At 41.3% G+C, this 13,758-nt stretch carries 16 protein-coding genes; 11 read left to right on the top strand and 5 right to left on the bottom strand.

The features are described 5' to 3' along the window. Window positions 1-21: 21 nt before the first annotated feature. The 3 genes from QE357_RS13395 to QE357_RS13405 all read right to left on the bottom strand — a co-directional run bounded on the left by QE357_RS13395 (window position 22) and on the right by QE357_RS13405 (window position 2,441). Window positions 22-342, bottom strand: coding sequence for a hypothetical protein (locus QE357_RS13395; protein WP_309708251.1), 321 nt, complete (start codon window positions 340-342; stop codon window positions 22-24). Window positions 343-363: 21 nt separating this feature from the next. Then, on the bottom strand, window positions 364-936 hold the full coding sequence (locus tag QE357_RS13400) for a hypothetical protein (RefSeq protein ID WP_309708254.1): 573 nt from the start codon (window positions 934-936) through the stop codon (window positions 364-366). A gap of 143 nt (window positions 937-1,079) precedes the next feature. Next, window positions 1,080-2,441 carry an FAD-binding domain-containing protein gene (locus tag QE357_RS13405; RefSeq protein WP_309708258.1) on the bottom strand — a complete coding sequence of 454 codons (1,362 nt, stop codon included), beginning with the start codon at window positions 2,439-2,441 and terminating at the stop codon, window positions 1,080-1,082. A gap of 746 nt (window positions 2,442-3,187) precedes the next feature. On the opposite strand from QE357_RS13405, the gene QE357_RS13410 reads away from it, so the two are divergent. The 9 genes from QE357_RS13410 (at window position 3,188) to QE357_RS13450 (ending at window position 10,017) form a co-directional block, all read left to right on the top strand. After that, window positions 3,188-3,823 carry a hypothetical protein gene (locus QE357_RS13410; protein ID WP_309708261.1) on the top strand — a complete coding sequence of 212 codons (636 nt, stop codon included), beginning with the start codon at window positions 3,188-3,190 and terminating at the stop codon, window positions 3,821-3,823. Further along, window positions 3,824-4,567 (top strand): toll/interleukin-1 receptor domain-containing protein, encoded by a 744-nt coding sequence (locus tag QE357_RS13415; RefSeq protein WP_309711383.1) that lies wholly within the window; start codon window positions 3,824-3,826, stop codon window positions 4,565-4,567. A 61-nt stretch (window positions 4,568-4,628) separates the two neighbouring features. Beyond that, complete coding sequence (locus QE357_RS13420) at window positions 4,629-5,639, top strand: hypothetical protein (protein ID WP_309708264.1); 1,011 nt, start codon at window positions 4,629-4,631, stop codon at window positions 5,637-5,639. 229 nt (window positions 5,640-5,868) lie between these two features. Continuing rightward, complete coding sequence (locus QE357_RS13425; protein WP_309708267.1) at window positions 5,869-6,366, top strand: hypothetical protein; 498 nt, start codon at window positions 5,869-5,871, stop codon at window positions 6,364-6,366. A 120-nt stretch (window positions 6,367-6,486) separates the two neighbouring features. Further along, window positions 6,487-7,149: a hypothetical protein gene (locus tag QE357_RS13430; protein WP_309708270.1), complete on the top strand. Its 663-nt coding sequence runs from the start codon at window positions 6,487-6,489 to the stop codon at window positions 7,147-7,149. Between the two features lie 165 nt (window positions 7,150-7,314). Then, the gene (locus tag QE357_RS13435) at window positions 7,315-7,494 is read left to right on the top strand and encodes a hypothetical protein (protein ID WP_309708273.1); all 180 of its coding nucleotides are present in this window, start codon (window positions 7,315-7,317) and stop codon (window positions 7,492-7,494) included. A 322-nt stretch (window positions 7,495-7,816) separates the two neighbouring features. Beyond that, window positions 7,817-8,413 carry an outer membrane protein gene (locus tag QE357_RS13440; RefSeq protein ID WP_106635919.1) on the top strand — a complete coding sequence of 199 codons (597 nt, stop codon included), beginning with the start codon at window positions 7,817-7,819 and terminating at the stop codon, window positions 8,411-8,413. A 220-nt stretch (window positions 8,414-8,633) separates the two neighbouring features. Beyond that, window positions 8,634-9,422 carry a carboxypeptidase-like regulatory domain-containing protein gene (locus QE357_RS13445; protein ID WP_309708277.1) on the top strand — a complete coding sequence of 263 codons (789 nt, stop codon included), beginning with the start codon at window positions 8,634-8,636 and terminating at the stop codon, window positions 9,420-9,422. A 193-nt stretch (window positions 9,423-9,615) separates the two neighbouring features. After that, window positions 9,616-10,017 (top strand): Hsp20/alpha crystallin family protein, encoded by a 402-nt coding sequence (locus QE357_RS13450; protein WP_106635917.1) that lies wholly within the window; start codon window positions 9,616-9,618, stop codon window positions 10,015-10,017. A 419-nt stretch (window positions 10,018-10,436) separates the two neighbouring features. Here the strand turns inward: QE357_RS13450 and QE357_RS13455 are convergent, their stop codons facing one another. Beyond that, window positions 10,437-10,802: a hypothetical protein gene (locus QE357_RS13455; RefSeq protein WP_106635916.1), complete on the bottom strand. Its 366-nt coding sequence runs from the start codon at window positions 10,800-10,802 to the stop codon at window positions 10,437-10,439. A gap of 179 nt (window positions 10,803-10,981) precedes the next feature. On the opposite strand from QE357_RS13455, the gene QE357_RS13460 reads away from it, so the two are divergent. Beyond that, the gene (locus tag QE357_RS13460) at window positions 10,982-11,698 is read left to right on the top strand and encodes a YebC/PmpR family DNA-binding transcriptional regulator (RefSeq protein ID WP_106635915.1); all 717 of its coding nucleotides are present in this window, start codon (window positions 10,982-10,984) and stop codon (window positions 11,696-11,698) included. Between the two features lie 85 nt (window positions 11,699-11,783). Here QE357_RS13460 and msrB read toward each other — a convergent pair whose 3' ends face one another. Then, window positions 11,784-12,332, bottom strand: coding sequence for a peptide-methionine (R)-S-oxide reductase MsrB (msrB, locus tag QE357_RS13465; protein ID WP_106635914.1), 549 nt, complete (start codon window positions 12,330-12,332; stop codon window positions 11,784-11,786). A 192-nt stretch (window positions 12,333-12,524) separates the two neighbouring features. Here msrB and corA point away from each other — a divergent pair, with 192 nt between their 5' ends. After that, a complete protein-coding gene (gene corA / locus QE357_RS13470; protein WP_309708286.1) occupies window positions 12,525-13,610 on the top strand; it encodes a magnesium/cobalt transporter CorA in 1,086 nt (361 codons plus the stop codon). The last annotated feature ends 148 nt before the right edge of the window (window positions 13,611-13,758 follow it).

Consider the following 13,758-nt stretch of genomic DNA (forward strand, 5'->3'; position numbering starts at 1 on the left):
GTTTGTCTGCAAACGTAGTTTCTAATTGGTATTGGTCAGCGTGTTGTCTCCGTAATATTCCTGCGAGGGATGAGGCTTTGAGACCCCCTGATCGCGGGTATCCATCTGCTCAATTTCGTCGATTTCATCATCGCCAATCACAATGTTGGAATCATCGGGGAAGTCTTCCTCAATAACGGCTTCATCGTCTGTTAGCTCTGGGTCTTCTTCGTCGTCATAAACGGTTAGATCTTCTTCATCGTCCAGATCTTCATCTAACTCCTCGTCTACCTCATCTTCTTCTGGAGATAAGGAGGCTCTTACTAATTCGTCTTCTTGTGTTAATTCATTAGCCTGGTACATATCATTTATAAAGTTTAGTGATTAATCGATCTGTGTTAACTCGTCAACGGGTATCTCCCCCTGATCCGTTAATAATACCAAGGTGTTCTTTCCCTGTTGCAGGTTCTGACCCAGTCCCAGTACAAAGTAAGGGGCCGTACTGTAACGTTTGCCGGAGTTAAGAACCAATAAAGATTGCTCGGGATAAAACACATAGGAAACGCCATTTTGCGTGCCCTGCCAGCCCCCCATTGGTGTTTTTTCAGGCTCGGCGGTGGTTGCCTCCTGAGTACCTAACCCAGTAGAAGACTGCTCCTGTCGGGAAATCGTCTCACCTGTGTGTAATGTCTCATAAGCCATCTCCTGTGAAACGGCTCTCGGAGCGAGCTCGTTAATCAATCCCAGCAAACGGGTTTTAAGACTATGATTATTCCAGTCAGTGATCATGAGCATTCCATTTTGCCATTGTCCCTGACCACCCAGCTCGGGCGAATTGAATTGTACTTGCCGACCTTTTGAACGTAACAAACCGTGCCAGATTTGATCTACGGCACTAGCACTGAAATCAAAACGTTGAGCGGCCTGTTCTAGAAAAACTGCTGTTCCCTCTCCCATTGTAATAGTTGTTTTTTTCAATTGAAAGAAAAAGCCGTTCCAACTATTCCTTTCTGTACCCTCTAATTCAACTGATTAGATAAAGCCTCTTTTATAAACTAATGATAAGAATCTGTTTTCCAATTCATTACCAATAAACGTTATTAACTGCTTAACAATCTGCTTTGTAACTTTTTCTTACGCATTCTTCGAGGAATCCATTCTTTAGGCGGCACTGGGTAGGAACTTCCCAACCAAACCGAGTATCTGTTTTGATCGGCTCGTTTGAGTAACCAGGGTTCATGTAAAAATCGGGGAGGTAATGCCACCAGCTCAGGTAACCAAATTCGCATAAAGTGAATGCTGGAAGGCATGGTATGTGATTCTTTGACGGGGTTCAAAAACGTTCTGGAACCGAGCGGCTGCGAAGCGTAATAATAAAAGAGTCGAGGTTCAAAGTCGAGTGAATGCTGAGCCAGCCAGCATAAACCCTTGGCTTCAAACTCAGGTAACCTTTGTTTTAAAACCGAGAGTAATAGGAATCGTAAACGAGGGATGAGGTAACCCGTTTCCAGCAGACATCGCATGGCGGCATCTACCAGCGGGAAACCCAACGTCCCCGTTTTCCAGCGATCGAATAACCTTTGCTGATTTTCATCGGCAACAGCCCCTGAGTCTTCACTATCGCAGGCATACCCTTGATGAGTAGTGAACAGGATGTAATCTCGCTTGTATAAGTGCGTAAGGAATTCTTTTAAAGCCTTGGGGTAAAACCCTTCCTTCATGGCCTGTTGGCTCGCCTGAAACACTTGTCGAACCGAAATATTTCCCCAGGAAATATACGGAGACAAACGGCTCGCATTATAGCGACTTAAATAAGGGTTGTTATCGGCTTCAAGGTACTGCACAGCCCTGATTTTCAGAAAGCTGTTTAACCAGTCTTCTGCCTGTTCGGGCCCTCCTCGCTGAAAATGAAAATCTGGAATGTGATAATGGTCGGGTGTATCAATAACGGCTAGTTCCTCAATAAACCCAATACTAACCGAAGCAGGCTTTAGTTTGGATAGATCAGGGGCAGTCACTGGCTTTTTCATTTCTTTTTGCCAGAATTTTTTCCAGTCAGCCGCTGGTGGTAACCCTTCCAGCGGTTCAGAAGCGTGCCACTGAATTTCGTTTTCATCACAGAAAGCCTCAATTGCTGCATTTCGATGCTCAAGAACGTTAAGCCCCCTTTCCCGATAAGAAAACACACAACCTACGCCGTAGCGACGATGAATCTTCTTTAGAACGGCCAGAAAATCGTTTCGGAAGACGTGTAGCACAATACCCGAGTTTTTCAGTATGCTGTTCAGGTTTTGTAACGATTCCATAATGAATCGTCCATGCCGGGGGTTAAAGTGACCTTCACTTAACAAAGCGGGTTCGTAGCAGTACAACAGCAACAATGGTTGCCCCGCTTCAATGGCAGCCTGCAATGGGGCATGATCTGCTAGTCGAAGATCTCGTTGAAACCATAGAATATTCATAGCTGAAGATTAAGTCTTAAATGGGCGAAAGAATTGTACCAGTTTTGAGCGGCCGCCGCTGCGGTTTTGAGTTTTGAGTTTTCTAACCCTTGCAGGGTTAGAGCCGGTGGCTATGTTCATCCTCAACTAGTTTGCCAACGCTAGAAAGCGGTTTTTAGCTTTGAAGCAGATCATATAAAACCAGAGGGGTTCAACAAGAATAGCCGCAGACTGGACAGATCTTCTGCCCTGGCTGGTGTCTTCACCAGCCATTCATAGCCTTGTGGTTGGTGGGGACACCAACCAGAGCATGAGACGCTCGTACGCTAAATCCTTCGATGGGCTTTGTTCTAAAATTAGTGGTATTACTATACTTAATTGGATCAATTTTAATAAAAATAAGCCTTTAAATCTTTTAAAACATGCGGTAGCTTTTAATCCGCACAACAGGTTAAACTTATTCAAGAGTTGCTAGGGCATAACCACATAAAAACCACTCCACGACATACCCACGTAAGTAACAGAACGCTTGAGAAATAAAGAGCCTTTTGATGAACTAAAAATAAGTTGGATTAATGTTAAAAAAATCTTATCCTTAGGTGTACAAACTTGAACAATACAAAAGTACGACAAGAATAGAACAACAAAATATCGTTTTAACACCAAACAATATAAAAAGTACGACAAAACTTTCGTTTATTTGAGAGTTACCGGCAACATTATGACGACAGTGCTAACTTTAAACTAACAGACAGATAAGACAAACTATGTGGCATGTTTTACCAACAGAAAAATGGATTGACGGAGTCGTAAAATTCATCAACGACAATCAACTAAAGCCAGAGAACTCAAAGTTTATGATGGCTTTCTTTTCTTCAATGGATACAGAGTTTGTTGAATATTTCCAAAGAAGCAAAAATCAGATTTCCTCATTTAGCGGATACAACTTTCACATTTTCACTCCACTCATTTACGAGGACAAAGTAATTCCTGACGAGCATTGGCGTTATATGCGGAGTGAGTTCAATTCTTTAGGTATTCCAATCAAAACCGAGCCGACATTTGTTTTCTTCAACCTTGACAAATATCGCCACGACAGATACGAGCCAACTTTCTTTGCTGGTTTTGAGTGTAACACTTTCAACGATTTCCCAAGAAAACTCAAAAACGCAATTGACAAGTCCATTGAAGTCAGCGACACAAGACATTTAGCCGATAAACTTTCTGAGATTTTTCTCAGCAGAAACATCATTCCGTTTGATAGCGTAAATCATCAACTGAAAGAAACGATAGCACAGCAATTACCTCAAGCAAAAATTTTCATTAGTCATTCAAGCGTTGACAAATCTTTCGTGAAAAAATTAGAGGCAGAACTTTCCAAAGACAAGTCGCTAAAGTTTTAGATAGACGAAAACGAAATCTTGGCGGGTGATGACATTCAAAAATCAATTTCAAAGTCGTTAAGTAAAAGTGATTACCTATTGCTTATCATTTCGGACAACTCAACTAAATCAAGTTGGGTAAACTTTGAGGTTTCCCAATTTATGGGTTTTGCTGACGGCAAAAACATTATTCCGATTGTAGTTTCTAAAGGACAAAAATTCTCTGAACCTATTGACAATCTTATCAGGCGACTAAAATATCTCGACTTCTCTGACAACAATAATTGGGACAAAAACATTTTAGCAATCAAGCGAGCATTGACAGGTGCAGGCATTGGCATTCAAATTGAAAACAAAACTGTAAACTTCAACAACAGCAAAGTTGAGAACGCCATTGTTGGCGACAATAATAAAATCACAATTAAGCAGACAAAGAAAACAGTTAAAGAAAAATATCCACCTGACTGTATCGGCTATGAGACAATTAAGGCGAACTACATCGGACACTTAATAAACCGTTACAATGAGTACAAAGAATATGAAGTTGGTAAAGGACAAGTGAAGTATGCTGTTTTTGCAGGACACTTAAAAAAACAGTTTAAAATAGCACCGACACGAACTTTGTATAATCTACACATTGACAAGTTTGACGAACTAGTTGACTACATTCAGTCAAGAATTGACGGAACAAAACTTGCAAAAGTCAAAGGACGAGGACACAAAAACTATTCAACTTATGAGGAGTTTGCAGCAGGACAGAAATAGAAAGGCAGCTGGTAACAAGGGTTTGCCAAAAGCGGGGCTGAAGTTCTTCTATTGAGCATTTATGCAAGGTTCAACAGTAGTATTTCTATTGAACTTTTATGCTACCCCCCCCGCCTTCGGCAAGCCCCGAAACGTTGATGGCAATACGAACGGACGTGCGAAGTCACAATCAAAAACTAACTTTATAACAAAATTTCATATGAACCCTTTACAACTATTGAGAGAAGCCACAAAAGAATTTCCCTTATTGAAATATGCATGGGGTGTTATTGGTATTGTTGCAGTGATAGCAATAATTGGAGGACTTCATCTCAGTTCTATTAATGTACCAATCATTAGTATTTTAACAGTACTCGGGGTAATGGTATTGATTTTTGTATTTTCAATAATTGCAACGAAAAATTCTGACCCACTAATTAGAATTCCATTTTTAGTTTTGGTTTATACAATAGTCTTAAGTGTTTGTGCATCGGTAATCATATTAGGTGTTTTTGTTTTTACTGGACATCCTTCTAACCTAAATAATTTTTTTAATTTGACTAACCAAACCAACAGTAATAATTCATCAATTCCTAACTATCAAACATCTAAAGTTAATAGTCATGACACTCAACAGACTGAGATAAATCCGTTTTTAAATTATCCAAGCATTTTTCCAAAGGATAAACCCAATTTAACCATTTACGATTCAAAAAATTATCTTACTAGGTTTAATAAATCAAAAACCAATGAATTAGAATTAAGTGATTTGGGAAAAGAAGCTTTTGAACAAGGTGATTATGAATGGAGCAAAAATTTTTTTAAACAATGTAAATTAGTTCAAAGTAGTAAGGTCTGGATGTCTAACTACCCTTATTTCGCTGGAGATTACTTTTTGACAAATCAAAAAGACTCAGCAATTATTATTTTAAATGAAATGTACAACCAAGTTGGGATTCCTTTTACTTACTTAAGTCATGCACCTCCAATTAGTATGCTTTTGAATGCTTTAAACGATACAAAGCAAAAAGTGCAACCACAATATCAGTCAATTATTGATAAATATGTTGATATGGTTACTAACAAGCAATAATTTGCAAGTACTGCCACCAACAAAAGTATTTGCAAAAGCAGGACTGGATAATGTAACATCAGCTATGTGCAGGCATCGGCAGCGGTTCGGGCTCGACGTTTATTGTTCAGCTATAGTTCTTAACTTCAACAACATATTTTAAAATGGGCATTTGTACCGGGCTGGACAATCAATGAATACCCTGCCTTCGCAAATACTCGAACGTTGGCGGTCATTTTAAGAGAACCCGATGAACAAGATAGAAGGTATACAAGACAAAAGTGATTATGAAGATTATTTGGACTTCATAAACTATCGTATTGACGGGTATTGGTTAGACGAAAAACTTGAAGAGATATATCCAGAGAATATGTATAAAGGACTTATTCCGACACTTGTTTATTGGATGGAACGAGAGGACGAAAAAGCAATTGTTTGGAAAAGGATATTACCTGACGAAAATGAGACGACAATTTGTCCAATTCTTATGTGTCCAGACGATAATGATTTTTCTTGCACTTTAATAGTTGCTGAAATCAGAAATTGTGGAGACTTAATACAATGGAAACAAATTGGTATTGACAAAACAAAAGAATATGAAGCCGAAAAAGTTGGCTCAACAGTAGAATGGTTTGACAAAGTAAAAGAACTCCATTTTTCAAAGCAGGACTATTTGACAATGCTTGAAATATTTAGACAGCGACTAACAATTGACAAATTGCGAATTGAAGACCAAATGAAAGAGTGAAAAGACAAAAAAACAAACCGCTAACAGGGGGTTTTATGCTATGCTGGCAGACGTAGTAACAATGAGCTGCATATCGCTATCAGCTAATATCCGGCTGATGAATTACTATTTAGCTTTTTTTTGTTAACTTCAACTTCAGTTTTTCAATCAGCAGCGGCACCGGGCAGACGGAATACTAATGCCACACCTGCAGCAAGTCCTCTCCGTTATGTTCTATTATATATAATTGACGACACAGTGCAAACAGAAAGACCATTATCTGACAAGGAAATCAAAATTCTAAGACAAGACCTAAAACGCCTTGACAAGCAAAAGTTATTTCAAATTAAATTTCTTGTTGGCTGGACACTGTTAGCAATTATTGTTGGGACTTTCGTTTACTTCAGACTTGATACAACAACTGAATTATATTTATTAATTGGGACAGTAGTGATTTACATATTGATTGGTGTATGGACTTTTTTAGAGGCTTACTTAAAACAGAAGAAATTGCGAAAGAATATTAATTTCGTGTTTGCGACAAACAAGGTAAAGTCAATAAAAGTAATTGGGACTGACTATATTGAATTATCAGAAGTTGAAGACGAAGGAGTAAATTACTTGTTTCAAATTAGTGACAACAAAATACTTTCTTTTGGTGGACAGGATTTTTATCCAACAAAAAACTTTCCTTCTGACAATTTTGAAATAGCAATTTGTAATGGTCAAAAAGGCGAAGTTGTTTTATTAGAAACATACAATTACGGTAAGAAGATACGACCTAACAGAAAAATAACAGCATAACAGAAACGGGACTTAATAGGAAGTATAAATTATCCCGACCCAGACAAATTTGTTATCATTGACGGACAACTTGAAAGCATTGAAGCAATTATAAATGGGAAATAGAATAACAGCACATAACACTGGTTTTGCGTCAGGCGGACTGACATGTAAACTTGAAGTTTTGTGCTTCTAATGAACTTTAGTAATAAATTGAAACTTTGTGCTCTGAAACCCGCCCGAACGCAAAGTCCGAAAACGTTTCTGCCCTGGCTGGTGTATTCACCAGCCATTCATAGCCTAGTAGTTGGTGAGGACACCAACCAGGGCGGATTATTACCAATTCCCCAAACCCATAGCAATTAAGCATTTCCAGTAGAGAAGCGACTTCATCGCGTCTAGCCGGGAGGTGTGAATCATTGGGATAGTAACAAAGGCCGCCTGTACCCAGACGCGATAAAGTCGCGTCTCTACATAAAAACCCGTAGGGTATTTTAATTAGCGGCGGCGTTCGTTCTTTCATCGGGCCATGCAACGAAAAAGGTCCCATTTGCATCTACCTTTTAATTCAAAACGCGGGGATGGTGGACAGAAAACCCGAACGGTTCAGCAGCTTTCTTATATAGAATTTGACCATCTGAGCGTTTTGCTTTTGTTTTGTGATTAAAATTTAGAATTCCATCGGCAGATGCTTCGACAACTCCCCCTCCTATTGTCCCTGATTTTCATTAGCTTAGTATCAACTAATGGCTCAGCTCAGGTGTTACATTTAAAACCCCATTTTGGTCTGAAAGCCGGTTTGAGTTCTGGTAATACCATTCGTACGCCTCAAAGTGACGTAGTTTCTCGTTTTAATTCGGGCTTGCACCTGGGTGGATTCTATCGCCAACGCTTCAACAAATTCGTGATTCAGCCCGAAGTAGTACTTACCCAGCGAGGTGGTTCCTTCAAGACAGGTACGTCCATCACGCGTAATACTTTTTATTATGCCTCGGCAGCCGCCGTTTTGGGGTATATCATCACGGAAGGATTAACCATCGAAGCAGGCCCAGAATACGCCTATGCTCTGAACGGACCCAATAGCACGCCTCGCGGTCCTGACAATCGTACAGATTACGGATTCACGGCGGGTTTACGCTACGATTTCATGGATGCTGCTGACAAAGTAAGCCTGGGGCTTCGGTATAGTCGCGGATTTAATAACCTCATCACCAGTGAACCCGGCATTACCTTTACCAACCAAACGGTTCAGGTTTCACTGATTTACAACTTCTATAAAGAATAGTAGACCATTGAGGTTGGACTGTTTACAGAACGGGCTAAAGTCGGTTTAGTAAAAAGTCATAAAAAACGCCCGAAGCTATGCATCCTTCGGGCGTTTTTTTGCATCATGCCTCTGTATTGGTTTAAACAGAGCGTTAGGGCCTGGCACAGCTTTCGTACAGCAAGCTTCGTAGATTGCCTGATCTTTATGGGAATTCATTTCCTAAAATCTCATAACAGCCATGAATACTCGTCGAAAATCAATACATTTGTTTATAGATATGTCTGCCAAAGGTAATCACCTATACCGAATGACTAACCGATTATTTATAGTACTCTCAGCGTTCTTACTCGTGTTCTTATCCAACGAGTCAGGCTTTGCTCAGGGTCAAGTGAAAACCATTCAGTTCTCTGGAGTTGTTGTGGGTGGAAAGCAATCCGAAATTTTGCCCGGAGCTACCATCTGGATTCCTAAGTCTGGCGGGAGTACCGCCACCACTAACAACGGTTATTTTAGCTTACCCGTTTTTCCCGGTGATAGTATCATTTTCAGTTATACCGGTTACCGCCGCCAATACCTGATCATTCCTAAGAACTATCATGAAGCTTCTTACTCAGCCAAAATCGTGCTGCGGGAAGATGCTATTACCCTGCGGGAAGTAAAGATTTATCCGTTTCGGAACTATGAAGAGTTTAAAAAGGAGTTTCTCGCGATGAATCTTCCCGATGCTCGCGAACGTGAAGCCTTAGCTCGTAATACTGACCCTGATTACCTTCGTCGCATGGCGGTAATGCAGGGAGACGGTCCTAGTGCTTCTTTCCAGGAATCTCAGCGACAGATTACCAGTTATAATGCCAATAAAGGTTTTGCCAACACCATTCCTTTCTTTAATCCATTTGCCTGGGCAAGTATGATTAAGGACATCAAGAATGGGGCCTTGAAAGATAATTCCTGGAAATCGCTTTACAACGATGCTCCGCTTTTGAACACGAATCGTGATTCTTACATACGGCAGCAACGAGGTAACTAGTCTCCTGAAATCTACAAAACAGAACGTCCGCCCTAAAAAGCGGACGTTTTTGTTATCTAGCTCAACCTCAGCCTGTCATAATTACATTCTTTCAAAAAATACGTAGATTATATTCCCCATTCCAATGTCATTATGGCTTCTCTAGGGTTCTGGTAGGGTATTTTAACTTTACCCACTAAAATTCATTAAAGCCATGAAATCTCAAATCTCAATACCGAAAGAAATTCTTGCTAATATTGACTTTGCGAATACACTCAACGGAGGGCGGGCTGAATCATTAGTCTGGGTTAACCGTGGAGAGAGTGGTTATGAAGTATTCGTAAAGATGCCGGGAGTTGATCCCGATGACTTACAGGTTGACGTTGAAGACGGACACCTTTGGTTATATACGTTGCATCCTGTTTTGAAAATAGAAAAAGATGAAGAGGTAGAAAGCTTTTTACCCTTTACCTTAGGAGACTTGATTATTCCCAGTGACGTTGACGTGGAACATATCTCTGCTCGATACCGCAATGGTCGTTGGCGGGTGTTTCTTCCCTTTCACGAAGGCAATGATGAGGGTTACCAACGTCACATTGATTTAGACTGGGAATAATTTTTGTTGATCTATTCTTTCGGCAGGAGATTTTCTAACATATTAGCGAAGGGGCTGGCACAGGTGTCAGCCCCTTTTTTCATGATCCATTCGAGGCTCGTTTCTTGTGTAGTCGCTCGGCTCTAGCCAACAGGGTGCAAACGCTTTCCTACACAAAATACCCTGGTTATCATCGGCCAGAGGCTTACCAAATTATAGCGTCACTAGGCTAGAACCGAGCGACTGCGGGTATTCAATTTCACTAAAGGGCTGCCAGCAAAAAAGCTGGTAGCAATAATGTAATGTACTTTTCTCTATTAATCCGCGTTTCCAACGCTTAGCGTCTCGAACGAACCGTAGACTCCCAGACGTGATTAATCGCGTCTCTATTTATTTAGAACACAAAAAAGGACTGGTAATTTACCAGCCCTCTTGATGACTTACAGTCCTTTCGTCTCTTCGTCAGTTTCGCTCTTATCAGACTGAACGGTTTCGGATTGATCGATTGGCTCCTGAACCGTTTTTTCCTGTTCCTGGGATTCTCCCTCGTTGTGAGCCATTTCGTAACTTTCTTTCAGGTTTTCTGCATCGGCTACCGGGTCCTGCGTAATGCGGTCGGTGTCTTCGTCGCGTAACGGGTAACTTACACCCGGATCTCCCTGGCCCGGATCAGTGCTGTAACCCTTCTCGGGGTCGCGTTTTTCCAGGTGCTCGTAATGATGCTTATGCTGATTATCTTCCTGCCACTCCAGATCATGCTGAGGGACATGATAAGGATCCTGTTCTTTTTCTTTATCCGGATTCATGATACACAGATTTATGTTGATTCTGGTTATGAAAAAGAAAAGACTATTCCAGTGAATAAAAATCCCATTTCATAAGTCAGCTCTCATCATGTATTTTTGCAGAAAATCAGATTTGGGTAACTCCTCTAAAACCCGGATTCATCAAATCTGACAAAATCACTAACGATTCACTACTTAGTATGGGAAGAGCTTTTGAATTTCGAAAAGCCCGTAAGTTCAAACGATGGGGCCAAATGGCCAAAACCTTTACCCGAATTGGAAAGGATATTACGCTGGCAGTAAAAAGTGGTGGCTCAGATCCAACCGCTAACTCGCGTTTGCGGGCGATGATTCAGAATGCGAAAGCGGCGAACATGCCTAAAGAGAACGTAGATCGTGCCATCAAGCGGGCTACAGCTAAGGATCAGGAAGATTACAAAGAAGTAGTATACGAAGGATACGGCCCTCACGGCGTAGCAGTTCTGGTGGAATGCACCACTGATAACACCAACCGTACCGTGGCAAACGTACGCAGTTACTTCAACAAGCTGGGTGGTAGCATGGGTACTTCCGGCATGCTTGATTTTATCTTCGACCGTAAATCGGTATTTAAAATTGCCAATAAACCCGGTTTGGATATTGAAGAACTGGAGTTAGAGTTAATCGATTTTGGTGCCGAAGAGTTATTCCTTGATCAAGAGACCGATCAGGTTATTATCTACGGAGAATTCACTGCTTTCGGCGGCTTACAGAAATACCTGGAAGAAAACGGTTACGAAATTCAGGGAGCAGAATTCGAAAGAATCCCGAACGACTCGAAAGAACTTTCGGAAGAAGAAGCCCTGGAAGTTGAAAAACTCATTGAGCGACTTGAAGAAGACGATGACGTTCAGAACGTGTATCACAACATGAAGTAATTCCGCTTCGTTACTAAATCATAAAGGCCTGAAAGATTTACTTTCAGGCCTTCTGTTATTCATAACTTACCAAATCTGGCAACCATTATTTAGCCGCTTGCTGCGAAGCATCGTCAGGTTCAAAATCAAGCACTACCGAGTTCATGCAATAACGTTTGTGAGTGGGAGCCGGACCATCATCAAACAAGTGTCCCAGGTGCCCATCGCAACGTCCACATAACACTTCAATGCGGTGCATGCCGTGCGAATGATCTTCTTTGTATAAAACGCTGTGAGGTCGTATCGTTTCAAAGAAACTGGGCCAGCCACAGCTACTGGCAAATTTGGCGTCTGACTTGAATAAAGCGTTGCCACAAGCCCGACAGTAATAAGTACCTACACCCGTGAAGTTCCAGTACTTTCCACGGAAAGCCCATTCCGTGGCAGCCTCACGAGCCACTACATACACTTCAGGTTCCAGAACTTTCTTCCACTCCGCATTCGATACATGAAGTTTCGTAGTATCCGTCCGGGAATAATAAGGGTTTTTCGTTTTCACTTCCATATTTTTAGGCTTATCCTTTGATTGTGACTGGCAGCTTCCCATCATCACTGTGGAGATAACCAGTAGTAAACTTAGCAATGATGCTTTCATAGATGGATTTAGAAAAATGTTATGCCTTTCCAGATAAAACATGAAATCAACCCCTAACGTTCGTTAGTAAACAAAGTTTTTCTACTTACAAAAACGCCTGCTGCTTTATAAAAATGGTACATGTTTTTCTAAGTCTTCAAGCGTTAACCGACTTTCGATTTCTATCGCTCCAGAGCATTTCAATTGGCACTTATGTCCTCTCGCAAACATAAATTTGAACGTAAAAATTTAGGTACTTCCCCCGGTACACTCGAATACATTGGTCCTCCCCTGGACGATCATATTCAAATCATCCGAACGGTATTCAATAAGGCTGAACAGCAAATCGTATCGGTTAAAAACATGGCTGATGTCGGTCCCTCACCTAATCCCGATTTTATTACCTGGCTCAGCATTGATGGTATTCACAAGCCCGATCTCATTGAACAAGTCGGACGGATTTATGACCTGCACCCGCTGATGTTGGAGGATATTCTGAATACCCTGCAAAAACCCAAATTCGACTTTTATGGAGATAATACCCTATTTCTGGTGATGAAATGGATTGAATACAATCCTGTCACTCGTGAAGTAGAACCCGAACATGTTTCCTTCGTACTTGGTCCGAATTGGGTCATTTCCTTTCAGGAAGAACGAACCCGCGATATTTTCGAAACCATTCGCCAACGAATCAAAGCCGGAGCTGGGAAAACCCGTCAAAACGGGCCCGACTACCTGCTGTATGCCTTGGCCGATGTGATAGTCGATCAGTATTTTCGGGTGCTGGACTGCGTAGAAGAGAATCTGGCGAACCTCGAAGAAGCTCTTTTTCAAAAAGCTCAGCAAAAGCACATTCAGGAAGTGTACACGGTTAAACGCGAATTAGGCGTGATGCGGAAAGTGGTGGCTCCATTGCGGGAAATTGTGCTCGCCCTGACCCGGGAAGTCCCTTCAACGGATAAGTCACTTATTTCCAGCAATACCGAGTTATACCTCCGCGATTTATACGACCACATTAATCAGGTGAATGAAACCATTGAAATCTACCGAGATCAGATGACGGGCCTCATGGAATTGTATAACTCTACCATCAGTAACCGGTTGAACAACATCATGAAAGTGCTTACCATCATTTCCGTGATTTTCATGCCTTTAACGTTTATTGCGGGTATCTACGGAATGAATTTCGAGTTCATGCCTGAGTTACACTGGAAATACGGCTACCCTTTCGCCTTAGGACTAATGGCTGTCATGGTCATAGCCATGCTAGCCTGGTTCCGGGTCAAAAAGTGGATTTGAGTAGTTTTCGGTTTAGATTTTAACCACAGAGTTTCCCAAAAGAAAACTCGGAGTTACTCTGTGCTAAACTCAGTGCAACTCTGTGGTTGAGACTTTGGGGCAAACCTGAAAACTGTCAACCGAAAACTGAAAACTCTATTACCTTTGC

This window comes from Siphonobacter sp. SORGH_AS_0500 (assembly GCF_031453245.1).
Taxonomy (GTDB): domain Bacteria; phylum Bacteroidota; class Bacteroidia; order Cytophagales; family Spirosomataceae; genus Siphonobacter.